The organism is Micromonospora sp. WMMD737 (assembly GCF_049179055.1).
Classification (GTDB): domain Bacteria; phylum Actinomycetota; class Actinomycetes; order Mycobacteriales; family Micromonosporaceae; genus Micromonospora; species Micromonospora reichwaldensis.
Map to the genome: position 1 here is coordinate 979,555 of NZ_JBMHMH010000001.1, position 20,191 is coordinate 999,745.

Below are 20,191 nucleotides of genomic sequence, written 5' to 3' on the forward strand. Positions count from 1 at the left end.
GTTGACAGGCGCAAACCCCGTCAATATTTTGGACGCCTCCCCAACAAAATTGGTGGTGGGCGATGTGGGGTGACGGTGCGGGGCTGCGCTACGGCGGCGACTACAACCCCGAACAGTGGCCGGCCGAGGTGTGGCGCGAGGACGTCGCCCTCATGCGCCGCGCCCGGATCAACCTGGTCACCGTCGGCGTGTTCGCCTGGTCGCGACTCGAACCGGAGCCCGGCCGGCACACCTTCGACTGGCTGGATGCGGTGCTGGACCTGCTGCACGACAACGGCATCTCCGTCGCCCTGGCCACCCCGACCGCGTCGCCCCCGCCCTGGTTCTCGCTGGCCCACCCCGACGCCCTGCCGGTGACCGCCGACGGCGTACGCCTGCACCACGGCAGCCGGGACACCTACTGCGCCGCCGCGCCCGCCTACCGGGCCGCCGCCCGGCGCATCGCCGCCGCCCTCGCCGACCGCTACGCCCACCACCCGGCCCTCGCGCTGTGGCACGTGCACAACGAGTACGGCACCACCTGCCACTGCGCGCACACCGCCCGGGCGTTCCGGCGCTGGCTGGCCGACCGGCACGGCGACCTCGACGCGCTCAACGCCGCCTGGGCCACCAGCTTCTGGAGCCAGCACTACACCGACTGGGCGCAGGTCGACACGCCCCGCGCCACGCAGTACCTGGCCAACCCGGGGCACCTGCTGGACTTCCGCCGCTTCTGGTCGGACACCCTGCTCGCCGCGTACGCCGAGCAGCGCGACCTGCTGCGCGCGGCCAACCCGGCGGTCCCGGTCACCACCAACCACGTCCTCGGCGACTGGGTGCCGGTCGACCACGCCCGCTGGGCCGCCGAGGTGGACCTGGTGGCGATCGACCACTACCCGGACGCCACCGACGGCGGCGCCGAGGAACAGACCGCCCTCGCCGCCGACCTGGCCCGGGGCTGGGCCCGGCACGGCGCCCGGCGGCGCACCGGCGGCGCCGACTCCTCGGCGCGGTGGCTGCTGATGGAGAGCGCCCCCAACCAGATCCACAGCGGCGGGCGGATGCACGCCAAGGAGCCCGGCCGCATGGCCCGGCACAGCCTCTCCCACGTCGCGCGCGGCTCGCAGGGGGCGATGTTCTTCCAGTGGCGGGCCCCGGCCGGCGGGGCGGAACGCTTCCACTCCGCGCTGGTGCCGCACGCCGGCCCCGACACCCGCGTGTTCCGGGAGGCCGTCGACCTCGGCGCGACGCTGGAGCGGATCTCGGAGGTCGACGACGGCACCGTCGATGCCGCCGTCGCGATCGCCTGGGACGCCGCCAGCGGCTGGGCCCTGGGCCACCCGGGGATGCCGTCGCCGCTGCTCAACCACCGCGACGAGGTGTCGGCGGCGCACCGGGCGCTGTGGCGCGCCGGCTTCGGCACCGACATCGTGCTGCCCGGCGACCGGCTCGACGGGTACCGGCTGCTGGTGCTGCCCGCCCTTTACCTGGCCTCCGACGCCACCGCCGACTGGGTGCGCGCGTACGTCGACGGCGGCGGCCATCTCCTGGTGACGTGGCTCAGCGGGGTCGCCGACGAGCACGCCCGCGTCCGGCTCGGCGGTCACCCCGGGGCGTTCCGCGACGTGCTGGGCGTACGGGTCGAGGAGTTCCACCCCCTCGCCGACGGCGAGACGGTGCCCCTGTCCGACGCCGGGACCGGTCGCCTCTGGGCCGAGACGGTACGCCTCGCCGGCGCGGAGCCGGTGGCCTCGTACGCGGGTGGCCCGCTCGCGGGGCTGCCGGCGGTCACCCGCCACCGCAGCGGCGCAGGCACGACCTGGTACCTGTCCACCCGACCCGACGACGCCACCTACCGTCGACTGGTGACGCGGGCGGCGCGGGCGGCCGGCGCGACACCCGTCTGCCCGGCAGCGCCGGCCGGGGTCGAGGCGGTCCGCCGACGCGCCGCCGGGGCGAGCTGGCTGTTCCTGCTCAACCACACCGACCGGCCGCAGCGGGTCCCGGCGGCCGGGGTCGACCTGCTCACCGGCGCGACAGCCACCACGGAGGTGCACCTGCCCGCCGGGGGCGCGGCCGTGCTCCGGGAGACCGGCGGCGCCGACGGCCCGGAATAGCGCTGTCGGGGTGGGCCCGCCGTCAGGGGTGGGGCTGGCGGTCAGGGCATGGCGACGGCGGCGCGGGACCGGTCGGCGGCGATCCGCACCGCCAGCCCCGCCAGCACCGTGCCCATCACGAGTCGCTGCACCCGCAGCCACAGCGGCCGGCGGGCGAAGAACCCGGCGAGCGCGCCGGCGCTGAGCACGATCAGCGCGTTCACCGTCAGCGCCACCGCGATCTGGGTCAGCCCCAGCAGCAGGCTCTGCGCCGCCACGTGGCCACGGGCCGGGTCGATGAACTGCGGCAGCAGCGACACGTAGAGGATCGCGATCTTGGGGTTCAGCAGGTTGGTGACCAGGCCCATGGTGAACAGCCGCCGGGCCGGGTCCGGCGGCAGCGGCGCCGGGGCGAACGGCGACTGCCCGCCCGGTCGCAGCGCCTGCCAGGCCAGCCACAGCAGGTACGCCGCGCCGGCCAGCTTGACCGCCGTGTACAGGGCGGGCACGAGCACGAACACCGTGGCGATGCCGGCGACCGCAGCGGCCAGGTAGATGCCGAATCCGGCGGCGACGCCGAGCAGCGACACCAGCCCCGCCCGCCGGCCCTGCGTCACCGACCGGGACACCAGGTAGACCATGTTCGGCCCGGGGGTCAACACCATCCCCAGCGCCACCAGCGCGATGCCCACCAGTGCACCCGTACCGACCATGCTTCCCCCCGTTGCCGATGCTCGCGCCGACCCTACGCCGTACGCCGCCGACCCGCGTGCCCGCGTGCCGCGCGCCCCCACGCTCGACACGGCGACCGGCACACTGGGCCGATGCTGCACGCCCCCGCCACCCCGACCATGCCGGAGCTCCTGCTGCGTCCCTGGCGCGACGACGACGCCGAGGCCCTGATCGCCGCGTACCGCGACCCTGTGCTGCTGCGCTGGACCCGGGCGCCGGTGACCACGACCGCCGAGGCGCGCCGGTTCCTGGCCGCGGCACACCGGGACTGGGACGACGGCCACCGGTTCTGCTTCGCCGTGCTGGAGCCGCACCCGGACGGCGAGACCCTGGTGGCGCAGGTGGTCCTCAAGAACGTCACCGAAGGCGGCGAGGACGCCGAGGTCGGCTACTGGACCGCCGCGCCCGCGCGGGGCAGGGGCGTCGCCCCGCACGCCCTGGGCGCGGTCACCGACTGGGCGTTCGCCCGGTTCGCCGGCCTGCGGCGGTTGGACCTGCTGCACCAGATCGACAACCCCGCGTCCTGCCGCGTCGCGGAGAAGGCCGGCTACGTCTTCCAGGAGGTGCTGCCGGCCCGTCCGCCGTTCCCCCGCGACGGCCACCGGCACGCCCGCTGGGCCCGGTCGGACCGGGAATGCCCGGCCGGGTCGGTGCGCTGACGTCTTCGGTCGGTCTCGACGCGGCGGCCGCGTTACCGTGGGGTCCGGGGGAGGTGGCGGCAGGTGGACAGCTGGGAAGCGACGGTCGAGGCGCGCATCCGCGCGGCGCAGGAGCAGGGGGAGTTCGACGACCTGCCGGGCATGGGCAAGCCGATCCCCGGCCGCGGCCAGCCGTACGACGAGTCGTGGTGGATCAAGAGCTTCCTGGAGCGGGAGAAGCTCCCCACCGACCTGCTGCTACCGACGCCGCTGCAACTGCGCCGCCGCATCGAACAGGTCCCCGACGAGGTGCGGGACCTGCCGACCGAGAAGTCCGTGCGCGCGTTCGTCGCCGATCTCAACGCCCAGATCCTCTCCTGGCTGCGTACGCCCACCGGGCCCCGGGTCGCGGTGCGCCCGGTCAACGCCGACGAGGTGGTCCGCCGCTGGCGGGCCGAGCGGAAGACCCCCGCCGCCGCGATCCCGGCCCCGCCCCGGGCGGCTGCGCCGCGCCGGCGGGGCTGGCGACCGCCCTGGCGCCGCCGGGTGGCGTAGCCCCCCGCTCAGTCCACCGCCGCCTGCCACGACCAGGACGTGCGCCGGGGGCGGCCGGGCAGTTCACCACGGCCGGTCAGCCACCGCAGCACCTGCGGCGCGGGCCCGGCGGGCGCGTCCGGGAAGAGCCGCCGCAGCATGGCGGCGCTCAGTGGTTGCGGCGGCTGCCAGGACACCCCGAGGCCGCGGGCGATGTCGTCGGTGTGCAGCAGCGTCTCCGCCACCCCCATCGCCGCGAAGCCCGCCGGATCGCAGGGCCCGTAGTGCCAGGCCCGCGCCTCCGGCGGGGCAGCGTCGACGGCCGCCCGCAGCAGGCCGCCGCAGGCGACGACGACCCGTAGCACCTCGGCCGGGCCGGCGGCGGGGGAGACGGTCAGGTCGAACGGCAGGTAGCCGTCGTCGGGTCGCCCGCTGACCTGGCCGGCGTACGCCAGCAGGTCGTGCGCGACGTGCGCGGCGGTGGTCCAGCAGCTCCAGTCCAGCCCGCCGGCCGGCACCGTCCAGTCCCGCCCGGTGTGCGGGCCGAGCACGGCGGTCATCTCGGTCACGGCGCGGTCCACGTCGACGCCGGTCAGCTCGGGCATCTGCCGACCGTGCCACCGTGCCCCCGCTGCCGCAACCGGATGACGCTTGCCAGCCGTCGTCACCCGCACTACGGTCGGATCCGTGACTGCCGGGTCGGCCATGAGCCACGAGCGGACAGGGCACCCGGCCGTCAGGTGAGCCGGGGGCGGGCCCGTAGCCCGCCGTCCCCGCGATTGCCGGTGTCGACGCCACGTCCACCGCAGCGCGCTTCCCACCGTCCACGCCGGTCGTCCGCCGGCGTATCCGCATCCTCGCCGCCACCGGTCGCCGGGCGGGCGATCCATCGTGGCCGCACATCCCTGCCCGAGCAGAGAGCAGAGCATTGCCCAACGACTTCAACCAGCAGATCATCGACGAGTTCCGCGCCAACCACGGCCGGGTCGGGGGTCCCTTCGAGGGGGCCCGGCTGATCCTGCTCACCACCACCGGGGCCCGTTCCGGCGCCCCGCACACCACTCCGGTCGGCTACCTGCCCGACGGCGAACGCATCCTCGTCATCGCCTCGGCCGGGGGCGGCCCGAGACACCCCGACTGGTACCACAACCTCGTCGCCGACCCGCTCGCCACCGTCGAGGACGGGGTCTTCACCTACCAGGCCCGCGCGGTCGTGCTGGCCGGCGCCGAACGCGACGAGATCTTCGCCCGGGCCGTGGAGGCCGACCCCGGTTGGGCCGCGTACCAGGCGAAGACGGCGCGGGTCATTCCCGTGGTGGCGTTGCACCAGGTGGCGGGCGGGCCGCCGGAGGCGGCGTCCTGGGGCGCGGCGCTCAAACTCGTCCACGACGCGTTCCGCCGGGAGCTGGCGCTGATCCGCGACGAGGTCGCCCGTTCGGGCCCGGGACTGGGCGCGCAGCTGCGGGTGAACTGCCTGACCTTCTGCCACGGCCTGCACCACCACCACCGCAACGAGGACGACGGCATGTTCGCCGGCCTGGAGGGGCAACGGCCGGACCTCGCCCCGGCGCTGGCCCGGCTGCGCGAGGAGCACGGTCGCATCGCGGCCCTCGTCGAACGCCTCCAGCAGGTCGTCGGCGACCCCGACGCCGACCCCGACGAGGCCCGCCGGGAGGTCGAGTGTCTCAGCACCGAGCTGGAGGCCCATCTGGCGTACGAGGAGGAGCAGCTCATTCCCGTCCTCGACGGCACCGGCTGACGGCAGGCGACTCCGTCCCGCGACCGGCCCCGGTTGCGGGACGGAGTCCGTGCGCGACCCGGTTGTGCCCGGATTTGAGGGTTCACCGCCTATCGGCGAGCCGAAGACCGGCGTAAGCCTCAATAAGCATTTCAATGAAAAACTTGAGGCATGGACGTTGGGGACATGCAGCGGTACATCCGCGAGACCTTCGACGGGGTGGACGCCCTGGAGGCGAACGGGGACACCTTCTACATCTACGACCCCGGGCGGGACCTGCCCGCCGAGCGACAGCTGCCGTTCGCGACGATCGTGACCGGCGACCACTACGACGACGCCTCCGACCTGGGCAGGCCGGGCGCGTGGCGGCTCAACGTCGGGCTGACCCGCTCGGCGTACGGGGCGCTGTTTCCGCAGGGGCACGGGCCGGACGTCGACCACACGGTGCCGGACACCGTGCTGCCGCATCCGGTCTACGCCCCGCAGCACTGGGTGTGTGTCGTGAACCCCGGCGAGGCGAGCGTGGACACGGTGCGGCAGTTGCTGGCCGAGGCGTACGACTTCGCGGCCCGCAAGCACGCCAACCACCGGTCCCGGCGGGGCTCGTCCTGAGATTCGTGGCGGCCGGCGCGTCCCACGCACCGGCCGTCACACCCCGGGGTTAGTTTCGGCAGGGCTGCCGTCGGGCAGGCTCGCCGAGACGAGGGGACACCGCGCGATGTCGCGTAACACGCAGACCGTCGAGACCTACCTGGACGGCTTCCGCAAGAACGACCACGCGCAGATCCTGTCCTGCCTCACCGACGACATCGAGTGGACGGTCTACGGTGCCTTCCACCTGAAGGGCAAGGAGGCGTACGACGCCGCGATCGAGGGGCCGGGCTTCGTGCCGCCGCCCCGGCTGGAGGTCGTACGCATGGTGGAGCAGGGCGACACCGTGATGGCGGAGCTGGTCGGCTCGGTGCGGCGCGACACCGGCGAGGAGATGCGCATGTCGATGGCGGAGGTGTTCGTCATGCGCGACGGCAAGATCGCCGAGCGCCGCGCGTGGGTCATCGAGCTGAAGGAGAACGACCACCGCTGACGGGCGAGAGGTCAGCCGGGCTTGATCTGGCCAAGCTGCACGAGCAGCTGCACCCCCCGGTTCACCTCGACCATGTCCTGGCCGGTGAACGTCACCGTACGCGCGCCGGGGGCGCGGGCGAAGCCAGGCACCAGCGTCGCCTGGTCCACCGTCGTCGGGCTGTACAGGTCGACCTCGACGTCGACGGGCCCGGCGAGGGTCAGCGGCGGCACCTGCGCGCGCCGTGACACCGCCGTGGCGGCTGCGCGCCGAAGGCGCTCCTGGGCCTCAGCGGGGTGCAGCGTCACCGCCGCCGCCTGGCCCAGCGCGCTCTTCACCTCGACGGTCACCGCCTCGGGGACCAGGTCGCGCAGCTCGGCACACGCGACGTCGTCACCGCTGAGCAGCACCACGGGCACGCCGAAGTGCCCCGCGACGGCGGCGTTCATGCCGATCTCGCCCGTCGGCCGCCCGTTGAGCCGTACGTCGAGCACCGCGTCGCTCATGGTGTGGGCCAGCACCGCCGGCCCCGCACCGGCGCGCGCGTGGTACCCGACGAGCAGCAGCGCGTCGGCGCCCATCCCGAGCCCGGCGACCATGCTCAGAGGGCGGGGCTTGCCGCGGACGAGTCGCGCCCGGCGGTCGAGTTCCTCGGGCAGGAGGTTGCGGAAGGGTCCGTGCGCGTCCGCCACCAGCACGTCCGCGTCCGGCTCCGCGTCGAGCACACCAAGGATGGCCGCGTTCACCTCGGCCGTCATCAGCCTGCGGGAGCGCTCGTAGTCGTAGCCACCCGGATTCGTCTCCGTCGGGTGGACGATCCCCGAGATGCCCTCCATGTCGGCCGAGATCAGCACCGTGGGTTCCGTCGTCATCGCCTCACCGTACCGACGCGGATCGGGCCGCAGGGGGCCCCGCGAGCGCGCTGCGGTCAGCTCTGCTGGTAGTTCACCGCCGCGAGGCCGCAGGGCGCGTGCAGGTGCAGGTAGTAGGCGCCCTCACCGAAGTCCACGTCGGCCCCGCCGACCAGGCCGAGATAGTCCATCGGCTGCCGGCAGGCGGGGCAGCCCACGTGCTCGGCGTCCTGGATCCAGTCGGGATGGCCGCCCAGGGTCGAACCGCCCTCGTCCCACGCGCTGGCCTCGAACGGCGTTCCCCGGCGGGGGCCGACGGCGGGAAGCACGGCCGGCGGGTCCTCCGGCTGCGTCGTGACCGGCGCCCAGTCCGGGCGGCTGTTGCCCTCCCACCAGACGGCGTCGCCGTCGGGCGTGACCTGGCAGTACAGCGTGGTGTAGCAGGCGCAGAGGTGGCAGGTCACGATCCTCAGCCGGCCTGCCCAGCCGGTGTGGGCCAGGACCTCACCCACCTCGCCGGTGCAGGTGTCGAGATCGGCGATGGTCCACAGCGGGGAGGCGCACCACGGACAGGTGGGTTCGCCGGCGGGCCGCGACACCTCGTTCATGACCAACCGGTACGCCGAAGGTGCGCACAGCTCCCGGCGGCTGCCGTCGGGGGCGACCGTCCAACCTGCGTCGCGGGCATAGGCCAGCGCTCCTGCGTGCAGTTTGTCCGCGCCGGTGGGCGGCTGTTCCTGCCATCGTCGCAGGGCCTGCTCGGCGTGCGGGTCGCGGGTGTGCGCGAGGATGAGCAGCAGATGGTTGAGCCGGAGGGGGGACTGGCCGGCGTCGACGTCGTCGACGATCCGGCGGACCACGTCTCCGGTCGCGCCGCGGTACAGGGTCGGCGGCCACAGCACGCCCGCGTCGAGCAGTAGACTCAGGTGTCCAGTGAGGCGTGCCGGCTCGGCGGCGGCGATCTCGTTCAGCTCCTCGAGCGCGGCGTCGTCGCCGGCTCCGGCCGCCCGGACCAGTTCCTCGATCATGGGGAGCATGGTAGCCAGGCGGTACGTCAACCTCCGGCTCAGCGGTTGTCGCCGCTGCCGCCCAGCACGCCACGACCCTGGCGGCTGGCCAGCTTGGCCAGGTTGGCGGTCGCGATGTCGTCCAACGACAGATCGAGGTAGTCGGCGAGCACCGCCACGTACCAGAGGACGTCACCGAGTTCCTTGGCGATGTCGGCCCGGTCGATGCGCGACTCGTCGCTGTCGAGGTCTCGTACCCACTTCTTGAACTTCTCGGCGACCTCACCGGACTCGCCGACCAGCCCGAGCACCAGGTGGAGCAGTTCGTTCTTCTTGTCACGCGGGGCGGCCGTGCGCAGGGCTCCGCGCTGGTACTCGTTCAGGTCCATGGCGGACCAGTATGGACGAATCCCTCCCACCCGCGCAGTCGGCTCTCCCCCCGACCGCAGGAAGGTGTGTTGGTGACAACCGCGACACCAGGGGGCAATTAGTTGATCTTCACGGTGCCCGGTGGTTGTTGAGATGGTGTCCCGTTGGGCGTCGACACCGCAGCGAGGAGTTCCAGCCTTAGCTTATATAAGTCACACCTGGTACGGTCCTCGTCGTGCACGCTTTCGACATCCTCGGTGACCCGGTGCGCCGGCGCATTCTCGAGCTTCTCGCCGACGGTGAGCAGACCTCGGGCGCGATCACGGAGGTGATTCGGGCCGAGTTCGCACTGTCCCAGCCGGCTGTCTCCCAGCATCTGCGCGTTCTGCGTGAGAGCGGATTCGCGTCGGTCCGGGCTGAGGGGGCTCGCCGGTTCTACGCCGTCGACCCCTCCCCGCTGAGCGAGGTTGACGTGTGGCTGGACCGGTTTCGTGGGTTCTGGGATCAGCGGCTCGATGCCCTGGGAACTGAATTGGCCCGCGGCAGACGCGCATCCCGGACCTCAGGTGTTGGCAAGACCCGATCCACCAGCGAAAGGAACACGATATGAAGGACGTACTGGACGAACTGGCCGCGGCGCGCCGGACGATGGGCGCAGCGACCCTGCCCGCCGGAGACGCGTACACGATGGAGCTGCGGCGTCGCTACGACGCGCCGGTCGACGACGTGTGGAACGCCATCACCGACCCCGAGCGACTGGGCCGCTGGTTGAAGCCGGTCACCGGGGACCTGCGGCTCGGCGGGTCGTTCGAACTGGACGGCGGCGAGCACGGCGAGATCCTCCGGTGCGACCCGCCGCGGCGGCTGCGGGTGTCCTGGCTCTTCGGACCGGACGCCGACGAGTGGCCGGGTACGAGCGAGGTCGAGGTGCGCCTGTCCCCGGGCCCTGCCGGGGACACAGAGCTCGAGCTGGTCCATGCCGCGGCCGTCGGGGAGCCCATGTTCCCGACCTACGGCCCCGGTGCGGGCGGCGTGGGCTGGGACCTGCATCTCCTCACCCTGGCCCGGTTCCTGGCCGACGGCGAGACCCTCGACCACGAGGAGTTCCGGCACTTGCCCGAGGGGCGCGAGTTCGTTCGGCGCAGCGCCGCGGCATGGGGCGGAGCTCATCTGGCCGCCGGCGGCGATCCGGACAAGGTCGCGTCCGCGGTCGAGGCCACCACCGCGTTCTACGCCCCCGAAAGGAACGCGCGATGAAGTACACCACCTCGATCGAGATCGGCCTGCCCCGCGAGAAGGTGGTCCAGCTGGTCGCCGACCCGGCGTACATGCCGAAGTGGCTGCGCGGCCTGGTACTGCACGAGCCGGTGAACGGGGTGCATGGCAAGGTCGGCACCACCTCGCGCGTCGTGTTTCAGATGGGGAAGCAGAGGATGGAGGCCACCGAGACCATCACGCGCCTGGAACCTGCAGACCTGCACGCCATCCCCAGTTCGATCGTCGTGCACTACGACCGCGAGATCGTCGGCGAGGGCATGTGGCAGGCCCAGCGCGACCGGATCATCGACGCCGGCCCGGACACGACACTCTGGGAGAGCGAAAGCGAGTTCCGGTTCGACGGGTTGCTGATGCGGCTGATGGGGCGTCTGATGCCCGGCATCTTCCGGAAGCAGTCCCGGCAGCACATGCAGGACTTCAAGGCGTTCGCCGAACAGGGGACGGACGTCGCCGACCACTAGGACGACGACACCGCCTGATCGACGGCCGCGGATTCGATCCTGCCGCGCTCAACCTGCTCAGAGCGCTGCTTCCTCGTCCTCGTCCGGTTCTTCGGCGTTCAACGGCAGGGCCTTGCGCAGCCAGCCCGGTTCGTCAGGCAGAGCGCCACGGCGCCCAGCGGCGGATGGCCGCGTCAACGGTGACCCCACCGCCGCCCGGGCCCGCCACGTGGCGAGGACCTTCGGTGCCTCAGCTCATCCGAGACGAGACCGGGCGACGTCGTGGCGCATTATAGGATTACCGGTAACGATAAACCAGCAACCAGCCGGCACGAAGGGGGCAAATCGGGCGCACATCATAATGACTGTTATGCGCTGCTCGACGGCGCGTGCCCGGCTGGGGCACTGTCCGGTCGTCTGGCGTCCCGTTCCACGCGACTACCCTGGGGTGCCGCGCCTGACATGCGGGCATCGGATGGCGAGCGGTCGGTTGTCGGGTTCGGAAGGGAAGCTGAGTGGTCGCGCAACGGCTGCGGGTCGCCGCGTACGGCGTGTGCCTGCGCGACGGACACCTCCTCCTCGCCCGGTACGTGTCGCCCGACGGGTCCCAGCGACACTGGACGCTGCCCGGTGGGAAGGTCGAGCACGCCGAGGATCCGTTCGACGCGGTCGTTCGCGATGTGGCCGAGGAGACGGGCTACGAGGTCCAGGTCGAGCAGTTGCTCGGGGTGGACTCGCGGGCGCGGTACGTCGAGTGGGGCGGCCCCGACGGCGCCGAGTTGCACAGCGTGGGCGTCTTCTACCGCGTACGCGTCACCGGCGGTGAGCTTCGTGACGAGACGGCCGGTTCGACCGACCTGGCGCGGTGGATTCCCCTGTCGCGGGTGGGCGCCCTGGACCGGTCCGTCGTCGTCGACGTCGGGCTCGCGTTGCACCGTCGTGCGCCGCTCACCGGGCACGTGGAGCCGATCGAGGTCACGGGAGCGCTGCGGCACTGACCGCGGCCGTGCCGAGGAAGCCGCCGGACTGCCGCGACCACAGCTCCGCGTAGAGCCCGCCGCGTGCCCGCAGCTCGGCGTGGGTGCCCTGCTCGGCGATGCGGTCGGCGTCGAGGACCACGATCCGGTCCATCCGGGCGATGGTGGAGAGCCGGTGGGCGATCGCGATCACCGTACGGCCGGTCATCACCTCGCTGAGCGTGTCGTGGATGGCGGCCTCCGCCTCGGAGTCGAGCGCGGACGTGGCCTCGTCCAGGACCAGGATCGGCGCGTCGCGGTAGAACGCGCGGGCCAGCGCGATCCGCTGCCGCTGGCCACCGGAGAGGCGTACGCCGCGTTCACCGACGTGCGCGTCCAGGCCGGTCCGACCGTCCGCGTCCGTCAGCGTGGCCACGAACCGGTCGGCGCACGCCCGGTGTAGCGCTGCTTCGACCCGGGCGTCGTCGGCGTCGGGGCCGGCGATGTTCTCCCGGACCGAGCGGTGCAGCAGGGTGGCCTCCTGACCGACCATGGCGATCTGGCCGCGCAGGCTCTCCTGCGTCACGTCCGTGATGTCGGTGCCGTCGATCATGATCGTGCCGGACTCCGCGTCGTGGAACCGCAGCAGCAGTCCGACCAGCGTGGACTTGCCCGCACCCGACCTGCCGACGATGCCGACGCGCTCACCGGCGGCGACGTCGAGGCTGAGCCGGTCGAGCCCGCCCCCGCCGCGGCCGTAGTGGTGGCTGACCTGCGCGAAGGTGATGGCTCCGCCCCGAACCCGCAGCTGGGTCGTCCGGGGTTTGTCCGCGACCGCGAGCGGTTGCGCGACGGTCCGCAGGGCCCGCCGGAGCGCGCCGACGGACCCGAACAGCGACGACACGGCGTCCAGGAGCCACTCGGCCATCGCGGTGATCCGGAAGCTGAGCGCCAGCGCGGCCGCGACGAGACCCAGGGGCGCGGCATCGGTACGCCAGAGCACAATCCCGTATCCGACCAGTCCGACGAGCAGCGCGCTGCTGAGCGCCATCATGGTGCCGTTGATCGTCACCTCGACCCGCTGCAGGTCCAGGTGTGCGCGCCTGGACAGCGCGAACACGCGGCGGTCGTGCGCGGTGCGGCTGTCCTGGCCGCCGAGCAACGCGAGCGTGTCGACGTTGCCGTACGAGTCGACGAGCAGGCCGGTCAGCGCGGACTCCGCGTCCTGCAGGCGCTCCGACGCGCGCCGGTAGCGCGGCACGATCCACCGCATGAGCAGCGCGTACGCCAGGATCCAGGCCCCCAGCGGGAGCAGCAGGCGCACGTCGATCGTGGACATCAGCCACACCGAGCCGGCGATGTAGGCGATCACGAACACCAGCGTGTGCACGACCGAGTACGCGGCGGTGCTGGCGGCTTCGCCACCGTCGCGTACCAGGGTGGCGATGCGTCCGGCGAGGTCGGCGCGGAACCAGCCGACGGACTGCCGGGACACGTGCCGGTGTGCCCGCCAGCGGGCGAGCGGGCGGGCGTTGGCGCGGAACGCGATGTCGTCGAGCGCCTCGCCGACGAGGTGTATCAGCGGCCTGAACAGCAGCACGAACACGGCGACGGTGAGCAACCCGGTGCCGTGGTCGGCCCAGAGCCGCTCCGGGTTCGCGGCGGCGAGCGTGTCGACGAGGCGTCCGGCGTACCCGATGAGCCACACCTCGATCGCGGCGGCCAGGACGGTGGTGGCGACGGCCGCCGTCACGACCGGTCGTAGCGGGCGCAACTCCTCCAGGAGGAACCGCCGGGCGCCGGCGGCCGGGGTGCGGTCGTCGCCGGTCGGGAAGGGATCAACAGGGTTTTCGAACAGACCGAACACGAACTGCCTTTCCGGCGGCGGAGACGGACAGGGAACCGGGGAAACCGCCGGACGTCCTCATGATCGATCTCCGCTTCGTCTCGGGTGGGTGTGCTCGCGAGGCTAGGCGACATCGCGGCGCGCCGCCTTCCATTTCGCGCCGGGCCCCGGGCAGTGATCTGGCCCACGCCTGTCACAACGGTCGGTCACGCGGTGTCTTGAGACCGAAGGCCCAGGAAACGGAGGAGACACCATGAACGGGAACACCGATGTCGTCGTGATCGGCGGCGGATACGCGGGCGTCATGGCGGCCAATCGCCTGACCCGGCGCGACGACGTGACAGTGACCCTGATCAACCCGAGGTCGACCTTCGTCGAGCGGATCCGCCTGCACCAGTTGGTGGGTGGGACCGACGACGCGGTCGTCGACTACCGGGACGTCCTGGCCGGGCGCGTGCGGCTGGTCGTCGACAGCGTGACCCGGATCGACGCTGTGGATCGCCGCGTGACGCTGGCGGCGGGCGGCACGGTCGGCTACGACTACCTGGTCTACGCGGTGGGCAGCGGCAGCGCCGCGCCGGACGTGCCCGGGGCGGCCGAGTTCGCCTACCCGGTGGCGAGCCTGGAGGAGGCCCAGCGGTTGCGGCCCGTCCTCGCCGCCGCCCCCGCCGGGGCCCCGGTGACGGTGGTCGGCGGGGGCCCGACCGGCATCGAGACCGCCGCCGAGCTGGCGGAGGCGGGACGCGCCGTGACCCTGGTCTGCGGTGCGGTGCTCGGTCCGTACCTGCATCCTCGGGTTCGGCGCTCGGTGGCCGTGCGGCTCGCCCGGCTCGGGGTGACCGTGCTCGACGGCCCCGACGCCACGGTGACGGCCGTCGCCGGCGATGCCGTGCGGCTCGGTGGCGGTCGCCGGCTGCCGAGCGCGGTGACCATCTGGACCGCCGGATTCGGCGTGCCGGACCTGGCCCGCCGCAGCGGGCTGAGCACCGACGCGTCGGGCCGGCTACTCACGGACGAGACGCTGACGAGCGTGGACGACGCGCGCATCGTCGCGGCCGGGGACTCCGCGGCGCCGTCGGACCTGCCGTTCCGGATGAGTTGCCAGGCCGCGATGCAGCTTGGCCCGCAGGCCGCCGAGACGGTGCTCAGCCGGCTCGCGGGTGAGCAGCCCGCGCCGGTCCACGTGGGCTTCGCCGGCCAGTGCGTCAGCCTGGGGCGTCGCGCCGGCCTGTTCCAGTTCTCCCGCAGGAACGACACCGCGGTGCGACTGCACCTCGGCGGCCGCCCGGCCGCGAAGCTCAAGGAACTCGTGTGCCGGAGCATCGTCTGGCAGTTGGCGTACGAGGCACGCAGGCCCGGTTCGCTCGCCGTGCGGATCAAGGACGACACGCGCCAGCAGTTGCTGCGGACCGGGCGCGTCGAGGCGACGGCCAGCACCGCACGGGCGGCCCGGCCGTCATGAGAGCCCTCGACCACCGAGGGCCGACCGCGAAGGAGCGCAGGGGGGACATGAGCGACCACGGGACCGACGCGGCGACCGAGACCTTCGTCGCCCACCGCAACCTGCTCTTCACCGTCGCGTACGAGATGCTCGGGTCGGCGGCCGACGCCGAGGACGTCCTGCAGGAGACCTGGCTGCGGTGGGTCAGGGTCGACATGGACCAGGTACGCGACGGGCGCGCCTACCTGGTCCGGATCACGACCCGGCAATCGCTCAACCGGCTGCGCGCGATGAAGCGCCGCAGGGAGGCCTACGTCGGCCCGTGGCTGCCCGAGCCGCTGCTCACCGCGCCGGACGTGGCCCTGGACGTCGAGCTCGCCGAGAGCGTGTCGATGGCGTTGATGCTCGTCCTGGAGACGCTGTCGCCGACCGAGCGCGCCGTGTTCGTGCTGCGGGAGGCGTTCGAGGTCGGCTACGACGAGATCGCCGCCGCCGTCGGCCGGAGCCCCGCGGCCGTCCGGCAGATCGCGCACCGCGCCCGCCAGCACGTCGACGCCCGCCGTCCCCGTCGGGTGGTCTCCCCGAGCGAGGCCCGGGCGGCTCTGGAGTCGTTCCGACGCGCGATCGAGACCAGGGACCTGCGGGGCCTGCTCGACGTGCTCGCCCCGGAGGTCGTCCTGGTCAGCGACGGCGGTGGCGTCATGCAGGCCGCATTGCGGCCGGTCACGGGGGCGCAGAAGGTGGCTCGCATGTTCCTCGGTGGTCTGCGCAGACTCGACGGCCTGCTCACCAGCGGGCCGACCGCGGTCAACGGCAACCCGGCACTGCTCGTACGCCTCGACGGCGAGATCGACGGCGTGCTGGCGCTGCGGGTCGAGGACGCACGGATCACCGGCCTCTACTACGTCCGCAACCCGGAGAAGCTGACCCGCATCCGGTCGGCGACCCCGCTCACCCTGAGATGAACAGTCGATTACGGTTCCTCACGGCAGAGCCATCCCCCGACCGTGAGGAACCGTGGTGACCGACACCAGCACGACGACCGTCCCCGTCCGCGTCTTCGGCGGCCCGACCGCCCTCATCGAGTACGGCGGCCTCAGGTTCCTGACCGACCCGACCTTCGACGCCCCCGGCGACTACCCGCTGGGTCCCGGCATGGTCCTGACCAAGACGGCCCCCGCCGCCGCCAGCGCGGCCGACCTCGGCCCCGTCGACGCGGTGCTGCTCTCCCACGACCAGCACCCCGACAACCTCGACCACGCCGGTCGGGCCCTGCTGGCCGACGTCGCCCTGACCGTGACGACTCCCAGCGGCGCGGGTCGTCTCGGCGGCACCGCCCGGGGCCTGGCGCCGTGGGAGTCCGTCGAGCTGGAGCGCCCCGGCGGTGGCACCGTGACGGTGACGGGCGTGCCCGCCCGGCACGGCCCGGTGGGCTGCGAGCCGCTCACCGGCGAGGTCGTCGGGTTCGTCCTGACCGCCGCCGGCCTGCCCACGGTCTACGTCAGCGGCGACAACGCCTCGCTGGACCTGGTGCGGCAGATCGCGGAGCGCTTCGGGCCGGTCGACACCGCCGTGCTGTTCGCCGGGGCCGTGCGTACCCCCATGTTCGATGGCGCGCTGCTCACCCTCGACAGCGCCCAGGCCGTCGAGGCCGCCCGCATCCTGGGCGCGCGGCGGGTCGTGCCGGTGCACGTGGACAGCTGGGCCCACTTCACCGAGGGGCGCGACGACGTGGTCGCCGCGTTCGGCCGGGCCGACCTGGCCGACCGACTCCAGCTGAGCTGAGCGGCCGACCCCGGGGCAGGTCAGGTCCGCGCGCCGCCGAGTCCGAGCAGGACGGCGAGGCCGAGGGCGCTGCGCGGGGCGTACGGCACCCGCCACAGTCCACCGTGCGCGGCGCCGTACGCCTCGTCCTGCCACGGGTGCGCCAGCGCCGGAGCGCCCGCACGCAGGTGGTGCACCAGTAGCGCGGCCATCAGCGTGTTGCTGGTGGCCGGGTCGAACACCTCGATGCCGAAGCGGTGCGCACCGGCGTACGCGGCGGCCAGCGCCCGGTTGCGCAGCACCGAGCGGGTGCGGGTGGGCGGGGCGACGGTGAACGACACGGTCGCCCCGCCGTCGCGGGCCACCGTCGCCCGCCACCGTTGCAGGCGCTTCGCCAGCGCGTAGTTGGGGCCCTGCTGGGGGACGAGGCTGTCGTTGACGCCCGGGTCCACGCCCGGCGGGTAGTTGCGGTGCAGGAGCCGGCCGCCGGAGGCGACCCGCAATGAGCGGCGGACGACGCCGCGCGCCGCGTAGCCGCGTTCGGCGTGGCGCACCGCGTCGCCGGGGACGGCGAAGACGTCGGTGGGGGTGGCCAGGAACGCGAGCGCCACGTCGTCGCGGCGGTCCTGCAACCGGAGGGTGAGCGCGTCGACCGCCGTGGCGACCCGGACGTTGGTCGCGCCGTCGGCGTAGACGTAGTTGCCCAGCACGAGCCGGCCGTCGACGCCGAGCAGCCAGTCGGCCACCTGCGGAAGGTTGTGCAGCAGGTCGGCGCCGGCCCGGGCGGCCAACGCGCCGTCGTCGGGGTCGGTGCCGGCGGGGACGGGCAGGTGCAGCCGGCCGCCGCTGCGGCGCGTCGTGTCCAGCAGGCGCCGCCAGATCTCCGGTCGCGGTAGGTCGACCGCGACGACGTCGCCGCCCCAGCGCAGCACGGACGGCAGCGGGCCCATCTCCGCGCCCGCGCCGAGCACCACGATGCGCTGGTCGCGCAGGTCGAGCCAGTCCGGGTTGGCCACGACGGCGCGTACCGCCTCGGCGCAGGTGGGCTCGACGACGCCGGCGGTCACCCACGCGTCGAGCCGGCGGCGCAGCTCGTCGCCGCGCAGCCGCCGGCCCCGGTACGGCAGGGAGAACTCGCGGTCGACCTCGCCGGTGCCGGCCACCGTCGCCGTGCGCAGCGGCGCGACCTCGGTGGGCGCGTCGAACACCTCGCCGAGGCCGGTCTCGGTGCCGTCGGCGCGCACCACGGCCATCCGGCGGTGCAGCGAGGCCAGCCCGTCGCGGGCGATCGTCACCGCGGCCTCGCGGGAGAGCAGTCCGGCCTCGACGAGCCGCCGGAAGTGCCCGAGGTAACCGTGGCGCCAGTTGGTCTCGTGTGCCGCCGAGCGCGCGCCGACCGGATCGACGGCGCGCAGGGCGTCGGCGACGACCGCCCGCCCGAGCGCGGACGTACTGCGTCCCGCGTCGGTCTTCGGGAACACCACCCCGGTCGGACCCTCCACGCGCAACCGCCCTTCCCCGCTCGCCGGCCAACGGTGTCACTCTGCCGCACCGGGGGCCGCCGCGCAGCGCCGGAGCTGCGCAGCGGGCGCTCAGGCCGGGGTCGGCAGGTGCAGCCGGCCGTCGATCATCTCGGCGACCGCGTCGACGCGGTGCAGGTGCTCCCGGTCGTGGGTGACCAGGACGGTGGCGGTGCCCCTCTGGCGGGTGAGGTCGGTGACCAGCTCGACGATCGCCGCGCCGCGCTCGTGGTCCAACGCGCTGGTGGGTTCGTCGACCAGCAGCACCGCGGGATCGTTCATCAGGGCGCGGGCGATGTTGACCCGCTGGCGCTGCCCGCCGGAGAGCTGGTGCGGGCGACGGGCGGCCTGGCCGGTGAGCCCCACCGCCGCCAGCAGTTCGGCGGCGCGGGCGCGGCCGGCGCGGCGGGAACCGCCGGCGAGGTGGGCGATCACCTGCAACTGTTCGGCGGCGGTCAGCGAGGCGATGAGGTTGGGTTGCTGGAAGACGATTCCGATCTTCTCCCGCCGCAGCGCGGCCATGCCCGCGCGGCCTAGCCCCGCGGTGTCGGTGCCGGCGACGAGCACCGTTCCCGAGTCGGGGGTGATCAGGGTGGCGGCCACCGCCAGCAGGCTCGACTTGCCGGAGCCGGAGGGGCCGATGACGGCGGTGGTGCTGCCCGCCGGCACGCGCAGGCTGACCCGGTCGAGCGCGGTCAGCCGGGCGTCGCCGTCGGGGTAGGTCAGCGTGACGTCGGCGAGTGCGAGGCTCATCGGGCGCTCCCCAGGGCGATCAGCGGGTCGACGGACGTGATGCGGCGGATGGACAGGGCGCCGCCGGCCGCACCGAGCGCGATCGTCACGGCGGCCGGGAACAGCACCGATTCGGCGGTGAGCGCGAACGGCACCGTGCCCGCCGCCGCGGCGCCGAGCGCGACCGCGAGCGCGGTGCCGGCGGCGGTGCCGGCGGCGGTGCCGGCGAGCAGCAGCACCAGGGCCTGCCCGAGAGCGTCACGCAGCAGGTGGCCGGTGGTGGCGCCGAGCGCCTTCAGCACGGCGACGTCGGGGGCGCGCTGGATGGTCCACACGGTGAAGAACGCGCCGACGACCAGGGCGGAGATCCCGAACAGCATCCCGCGCATCAGTTGCAGCGACCCGTTCTCGGCGGTGTAGGAGCCGATCGCGGACAGTGCCCGCGTGCGGGTGACCGTACGGGTGTGCAGGTGTCGGTCGGCGGCGGCCAGGTCGGCGTCGCGGGTGGTGCGCAGCGCCACGACTGTCGCGGCGTCGCCGCCGGCGCCGGGGGCCAGGGCCTGCCAGTCGTGCAGGTCGGTCCAGATCACCGGGGTGTGGCTGTGGGAGGCGTCGCCGGCCACCGCGTCGACGGTGAGGCGGTGGGTGCCGACGGACACGGTCTGTCCGGGCCGGGCGTGCAGCGCGTCGGCCGCGCCCCGCGACAGCACGGCCCGTCCGGTGGCGAGGGTGGCGGGTGCCAGGCCCGAGCCGGGCGGGACGCCGAACACGGACAGCGCGGCGCTGCGCTCGCCCGCGTCGACGCGGGCGGTGGCGATTCCCAGCGGCGCGGCGGCGCTCACCCCCGGGACGTCCTGCCAGCGCGACCACTGCTCGCGGCTGACGGTGGATTCGGTGAACGAGAGCTTCTGCCCGTCGGCCGGGGCGGAGAACACGAGGTGGTCGGCGGGCAGGTCGCTGATCGCCGAGGTGCTGCCACGCCCCAGGCCGGCGGTCAGTCCGGACAGCAGGACCACCAGCAGCGTCATCAGCGTCACGACCGTTCCCATCAGGGCGAAGCGGCCCTTGGCGAACCGTAGATCTCTCCACGCGACGAACACGATCGCATCAGCCTTCCGGTAGGTGTCTGGAAGCCGCGGTGGCGGCCCGGCACCAACCGTCGTCCGGATGGCGGCCGGCGCCATCGCGCCGCCGATCGGTCTCGGGG

Annotated in this window: 22 protein-coding genes; 13 read left to right on the plus strand and 9 right to left on the minus strand. The window is 73.5% G+C overall.

Going from position 1 to position 20,191, the window contains the following annotated elements:
• Positions 1-62: 62 nt before the first annotated feature.
• Positions 63-2,096 carry a beta-galactosidase gene (locus tag ACN27A_RS03605; protein WP_421449778.1) on the plus strand — a complete coding sequence of 678 codons (2,034 nt, stop codon included), beginning with the start codon at positions 63-65 and terminating at the stop codon, positions 2,094-2,096.
• Between the two features lie 41 nt (positions 2,097-2,137).
• Here ACN27A_RS03605 and ACN27A_RS03610 read toward each other — a convergent pair whose 3' ends face one another.
• The gene (locus tag ACN27A_RS03610; protein WP_151453162.1) at positions 2,138-2,788 is read right to left on the minus strand and encodes a LysE family translocator; all 651 of its coding nucleotides are present in this window, start codon (positions 2,786-2,788) and stop codon (positions 2,138-2,140) included.
• 111 nt (positions 2,789-2,899) lie between these two features.
• On the opposite strand from ACN27A_RS03610, the gene ACN27A_RS03615 reads away from it, so the two are divergent.
• Together ACN27A_RS03615 and ACN27A_RS03620 are read left to right on the plus strand one after the other, a co-directional pair.
• Positions 2,900-3,466, plus strand: a complete 567-nt coding sequence (locus tag ACN27A_RS03615; protein ID WP_421449780.1) for a GNAT family N-acetyltransferase — start codon at positions 2,900-2,902, stop codon at positions 3,464-3,466.
• Between the two features lie 63 nt (positions 3,467-3,529).
• Positions 3,530-4,000, plus strand: a complete 471-nt coding sequence (locus ACN27A_RS03620; protein WP_421449782.1) for a DUF1992 domain-containing protein — start codon at positions 3,530-3,532, stop codon at positions 3,998-4,000.
• An 8-nt stretch (positions 4,001-4,008) separates the two neighbouring features.
• Here ACN27A_RS03620 and ACN27A_RS03625 read toward each other — a convergent pair whose 3' ends face one another.
• Entirely contained in the window at positions 4,009-4,584 is a 576-nt protein-coding gene (locus ACN27A_RS03625; RefSeq protein ID WP_421449784.1) for a maleylpyruvate isomerase N-terminal domain-containing protein, read from the minus strand.
• A gap of 323 nt (positions 4,585-4,907) precedes the next feature.
• On the opposite strand from ACN27A_RS03625, the gene ACN27A_RS03630 reads away from it, so the two are divergent.
• From ACN27A_RS03630 to ACN27A_RS03640, 3 genes are all read left to right on the plus strand, one after another.
• Entirely contained in the window at positions 4,908-5,738 is an 831-nt protein-coding gene (locus tag ACN27A_RS03630; protein ID WP_421449786.1) for a nitroreductase/quinone reductase family protein, read from the plus strand.
• Between the two features lie 150 nt (positions 5,739-5,888).
• Positions 5,889-6,329 carry a DUF6194 family protein gene (locus ACN27A_RS03635; RefSeq protein ID WP_421449787.1) on the plus strand — a complete coding sequence of 147 codons (441 nt, stop codon included), beginning with the start codon at positions 5,889-5,891 and terminating at the stop codon, positions 6,327-6,329.
• A gap of 106 nt (positions 6,330-6,435) precedes the next feature.
• Positions 6,436-6,801, plus strand: coding sequence for a nuclear transport factor 2 family protein (locus ACN27A_RS03640; RefSeq protein WP_151453168.1), 366 nt, complete (start codon positions 6,436-6,438; stop codon positions 6,799-6,801).
• An 11-nt stretch (positions 6,802-6,812) separates the two neighbouring features.
• On the opposite strand, the gene ACN27A_RS03645 is transcribed toward ACN27A_RS03640, so the two are convergent.
• Genes ACN27A_RS03645 through ACN27A_RS03655 form a run of 3 tightly spaced genes read right to left on the minus strand, consistent with a single transcriptional unit; the run spans position 6,813 to position 9,027 of the window.
• Complete coding sequence (locus tag ACN27A_RS03645; protein ID WP_421449789.1) at positions 6,813-7,652, minus strand: M55 family metallopeptidase; 840 nt, start codon at positions 7,650-7,652, stop codon at positions 6,813-6,815.
• A gap of 56 nt (positions 7,653-7,708) precedes the next feature.
• Entirely contained in the window at positions 7,709-8,659 is a 951-nt protein-coding gene (locus ACN27A_RS03650; RefSeq protein ID WP_421449790.1) for a hypothetical protein, read from the minus strand.
• Between the two features lie 38 nt (positions 8,660-8,697).
• A complete protein-coding gene (locus ACN27A_RS03655; protein ID WP_421449792.1) occupies positions 8,698-9,027 on the minus strand; it encodes a nucleoside triphosphate pyrophosphohydrolase family protein in 330 nt (109 codons plus the stop codon).
• A gap of 215 nt (positions 9,028-9,242) precedes the next feature.
• On the opposite strand from ACN27A_RS03655, the gene ACN27A_RS03660 reads away from it, so the two are divergent.
• The 4 genes from ACN27A_RS03660 (at position 9,243) to ACN27A_RS03675 (ending at position 11,723) form a co-directional block, all read left to right on the plus strand.
• Positions 9,243-9,617 (plus strand): ArsR/SmtB family transcription factor, encoded by a 375-nt coding sequence (locus ACN27A_RS03660; protein WP_421449794.1) that lies wholly within the window; start codon positions 9,243-9,245, stop codon positions 9,615-9,617.
• A complete protein-coding gene (locus ACN27A_RS03665; RefSeq protein WP_421449795.1) occupies positions 9,614-10,264 on the plus strand; it encodes an SRPBCC family protein in 651 nt (216 codons plus the stop codon). The genes ACN27A_RS03660 and ACN27A_RS03665 overlap by 4 nt, the downstream gene beginning before the upstream one ends.
• The gene (locus tag ACN27A_RS03670; protein ID WP_421449797.1) at positions 10,261-10,746 is read left to right on the plus strand and encodes an SRPBCC family protein; all 486 of its coding nucleotides are present in this window, start codon (positions 10,261-10,263) and stop codon (positions 10,744-10,746) included. Before ACN27A_RS03665 ends, ACN27A_RS03670 begins: the two co-directional genes overlap by 4 nt.
• A 494-nt stretch (positions 10,747-11,240) precedes the next feature.
• Positions 11,241-11,723: an NUDIX domain-containing protein gene (locus tag ACN27A_RS03675; protein ID WP_421449799.1), complete on the plus strand. Its 483-nt coding sequence runs from the start codon at positions 11,241-11,243 to the stop codon at positions 11,721-11,723.
• Here the strand turns inward: ACN27A_RS03675 and ACN27A_RS03680 are convergent.
• On the minus strand, positions 11,701-13,548 hold the full coding sequence (locus ACN27A_RS03680) for an ABC transporter ATP-binding protein (RefSeq protein WP_421449801.1): 1,848 nt from the start codon (positions 13,546-13,548) through the stop codon (positions 11,701-11,703). The genes ACN27A_RS03675 and ACN27A_RS03680 overlap by 23 nt on opposite strands.
• Positions 13,549-13,780: 232 nt before the next feature.
• Between ACN27A_RS03680 and ACN27A_RS03685 the strand changes: the two genes are divergently transcribed.
• Genes ACN27A_RS03685 through ACN27A_RS03695 form a run of 3 tightly spaced genes read left to right on the plus strand, consistent with a single transcriptional unit; the run spans position 13,781 to position 16,753 of the window.
• The gene (locus ACN27A_RS03685; protein WP_421449802.1) at positions 13,781-14,989 is read left to right on the plus strand and encodes an NAD(P)/FAD-dependent oxidoreductase; all 1,209 of its coding nucleotides are present in this window, start codon (positions 13,781-13,783) and stop codon (positions 14,987-14,989) included.
• A gap of 47 nt (positions 14,990-15,036) precedes the next feature.
• A complete protein-coding gene (locus tag ACN27A_RS03690; RefSeq protein ID WP_421449803.1) occupies positions 15,037-15,933 on the plus strand; it encodes an RNA polymerase sigma-70 factor in 897 nt (298 codons plus the stop codon).
• Positions 15,934-15,985: 52 nt separating this feature from the next.
• Positions 15,986-16,753: an MBL fold metallo-hydrolase gene (locus tag ACN27A_RS03695; RefSeq protein ID WP_421449804.1), complete on the plus strand. Its 768-nt coding sequence runs from the start codon at positions 15,986-15,988 to the stop codon at positions 16,751-16,753.
• 20 nt (positions 16,754-16,773) lie between these two features.
• On the opposite strand, the gene ACN27A_RS03700 is transcribed toward ACN27A_RS03695, so the two are convergent.
• The 3 genes from ACN27A_RS03700 to ACN27A_RS03710 all read right to left on the minus strand — a co-directional run bounded on the left by ACN27A_RS03700 (position 16,774) and on the right by ACN27A_RS03710 (position 20,012).
• Positions 16,774-18,234 (minus strand): hypothetical protein, encoded by a 1,461-nt coding sequence (locus ACN27A_RS03700; RefSeq protein WP_421449806.1) that lies wholly within the window; start codon positions 18,232-18,234, stop codon positions 16,774-16,776.
• Positions 18,235-18,324: 90 nt separating this feature from the next.
• A complete protein-coding gene (locus ACN27A_RS03705) occupies positions 18,325-19,005 on the minus strand; it encodes an ABC transporter ATP-binding protein (protein ID WP_421449808.1) in 681 nt (226 codons plus the stop codon).
• Positions 19,002-20,012, minus strand: coding sequence for an ABC transporter permease (locus ACN27A_RS03710; protein WP_421458362.1), 1,011 nt, complete (start codon positions 20,010-20,012; stop codon positions 19,002-19,004). The genes ACN27A_RS03705 and ACN27A_RS03710 overlap by 4 nt, the downstream gene beginning before the upstream one ends.
• Between the last annotated feature and the right edge of the window lie 179 nt (positions 20,013-20,191).

Coding starts and splice junctions, on each gene's coding strand:
- ACN27A_RS03605 (WP_421449778.1), top strand. CDS start 63: ATGTGGGGTGACGGTGCGGGGCTGCGCTACGGCGGCGACTACAACCCC.
- ACN27A_RS03610 (WP_151453162.1), bottom strand. CDS start 2,788: ATGGTCGGTACGGGTGCACTGGTGGGCATCGCGCTGGTGGCGCTGGGG.
- ACN27A_RS03615 (WP_421449780.1), top strand. CDS start 2,900: ATGCTGCACGCCCCCGCCACCCCGACCATGCCGGAGCTCCTGCTGCGT.
- ACN27A_RS03625 (WP_421449784.1), bottom strand. CDS start 4,584: ATGCCCGAGCTGACCGGCGTCGACGTGGACCGCGCCGTGACCGAGATG.
- ACN27A_RS03635 (WP_421449787.1), top strand. CDS start 5,889: ATGGACGTTGGGGACATGCAGCGGTACATCCGCGAGACCTTCGACGGG.
- ACN27A_RS03640 (WP_151453168.1), top strand. CDS start 6,436: ATGTCGCGTAACACGCAGACCGTCGAGACCTACCTGGACGGCTTCCGC.
- ACN27A_RS03645 (WP_421449789.1), bottom strand. CDS start 7,652: ATGACGACGGAACCCACGGTGCTGATCTCGGCCGACATGGAGGGCATC.
- ACN27A_RS03650 (WP_421449790.1), bottom strand. CDS start 8,659: ATGATCGAGGAACTGGTCCGGGCGGCCGGAGCCGGCGACGACGCCGCG.
- ACN27A_RS03655 (WP_421449792.1), bottom strand. CDS start 9,027: ATGGACCTGAACGAGTACCAGCGCGGAGCCCTGCGCACGGCCGCCCCG.
- ACN27A_RS03665 (WP_421449795.1), top strand. CDS start 9,614: ATGAAGGACGTACTGGACGAACTGGCCGCGGCGCGCCGGACGATGGGC.
- ACN27A_RS03670 (WP_421449797.1), top strand. CDS start 10,261: ATGAAGTACACCACCTCGATCGAGATCGGCCTGCCCCGCGAGAAGGTG.
- ACN27A_RS03685 (WP_421449802.1), top strand. CDS start 13,781: ATGAACGGGAACACCGATGTCGTCGTGATCGGCGGCGGATACGCGGGC.
- ACN27A_RS03690 (WP_421449803.1), top strand. CDS start 15,037: ATGAGCGACCACGGGACCGACGCGGCGACCGAGACCTTCGTCGCCCAC.
- ACN27A_RS03705 (WP_421449808.1), bottom strand. CDS start 19,005: ATGAGCCTCGCACTCGCCGACGTCACGCTGACCTACCCCGACGGCGAC.
- ACN27A_RS03710 (WP_421458362.1), bottom strand. CDS start 20,012: ATGACGCTGCTGGTGGTCCTGCTGTCCGGACTGACCGCCGGCCTGGGG.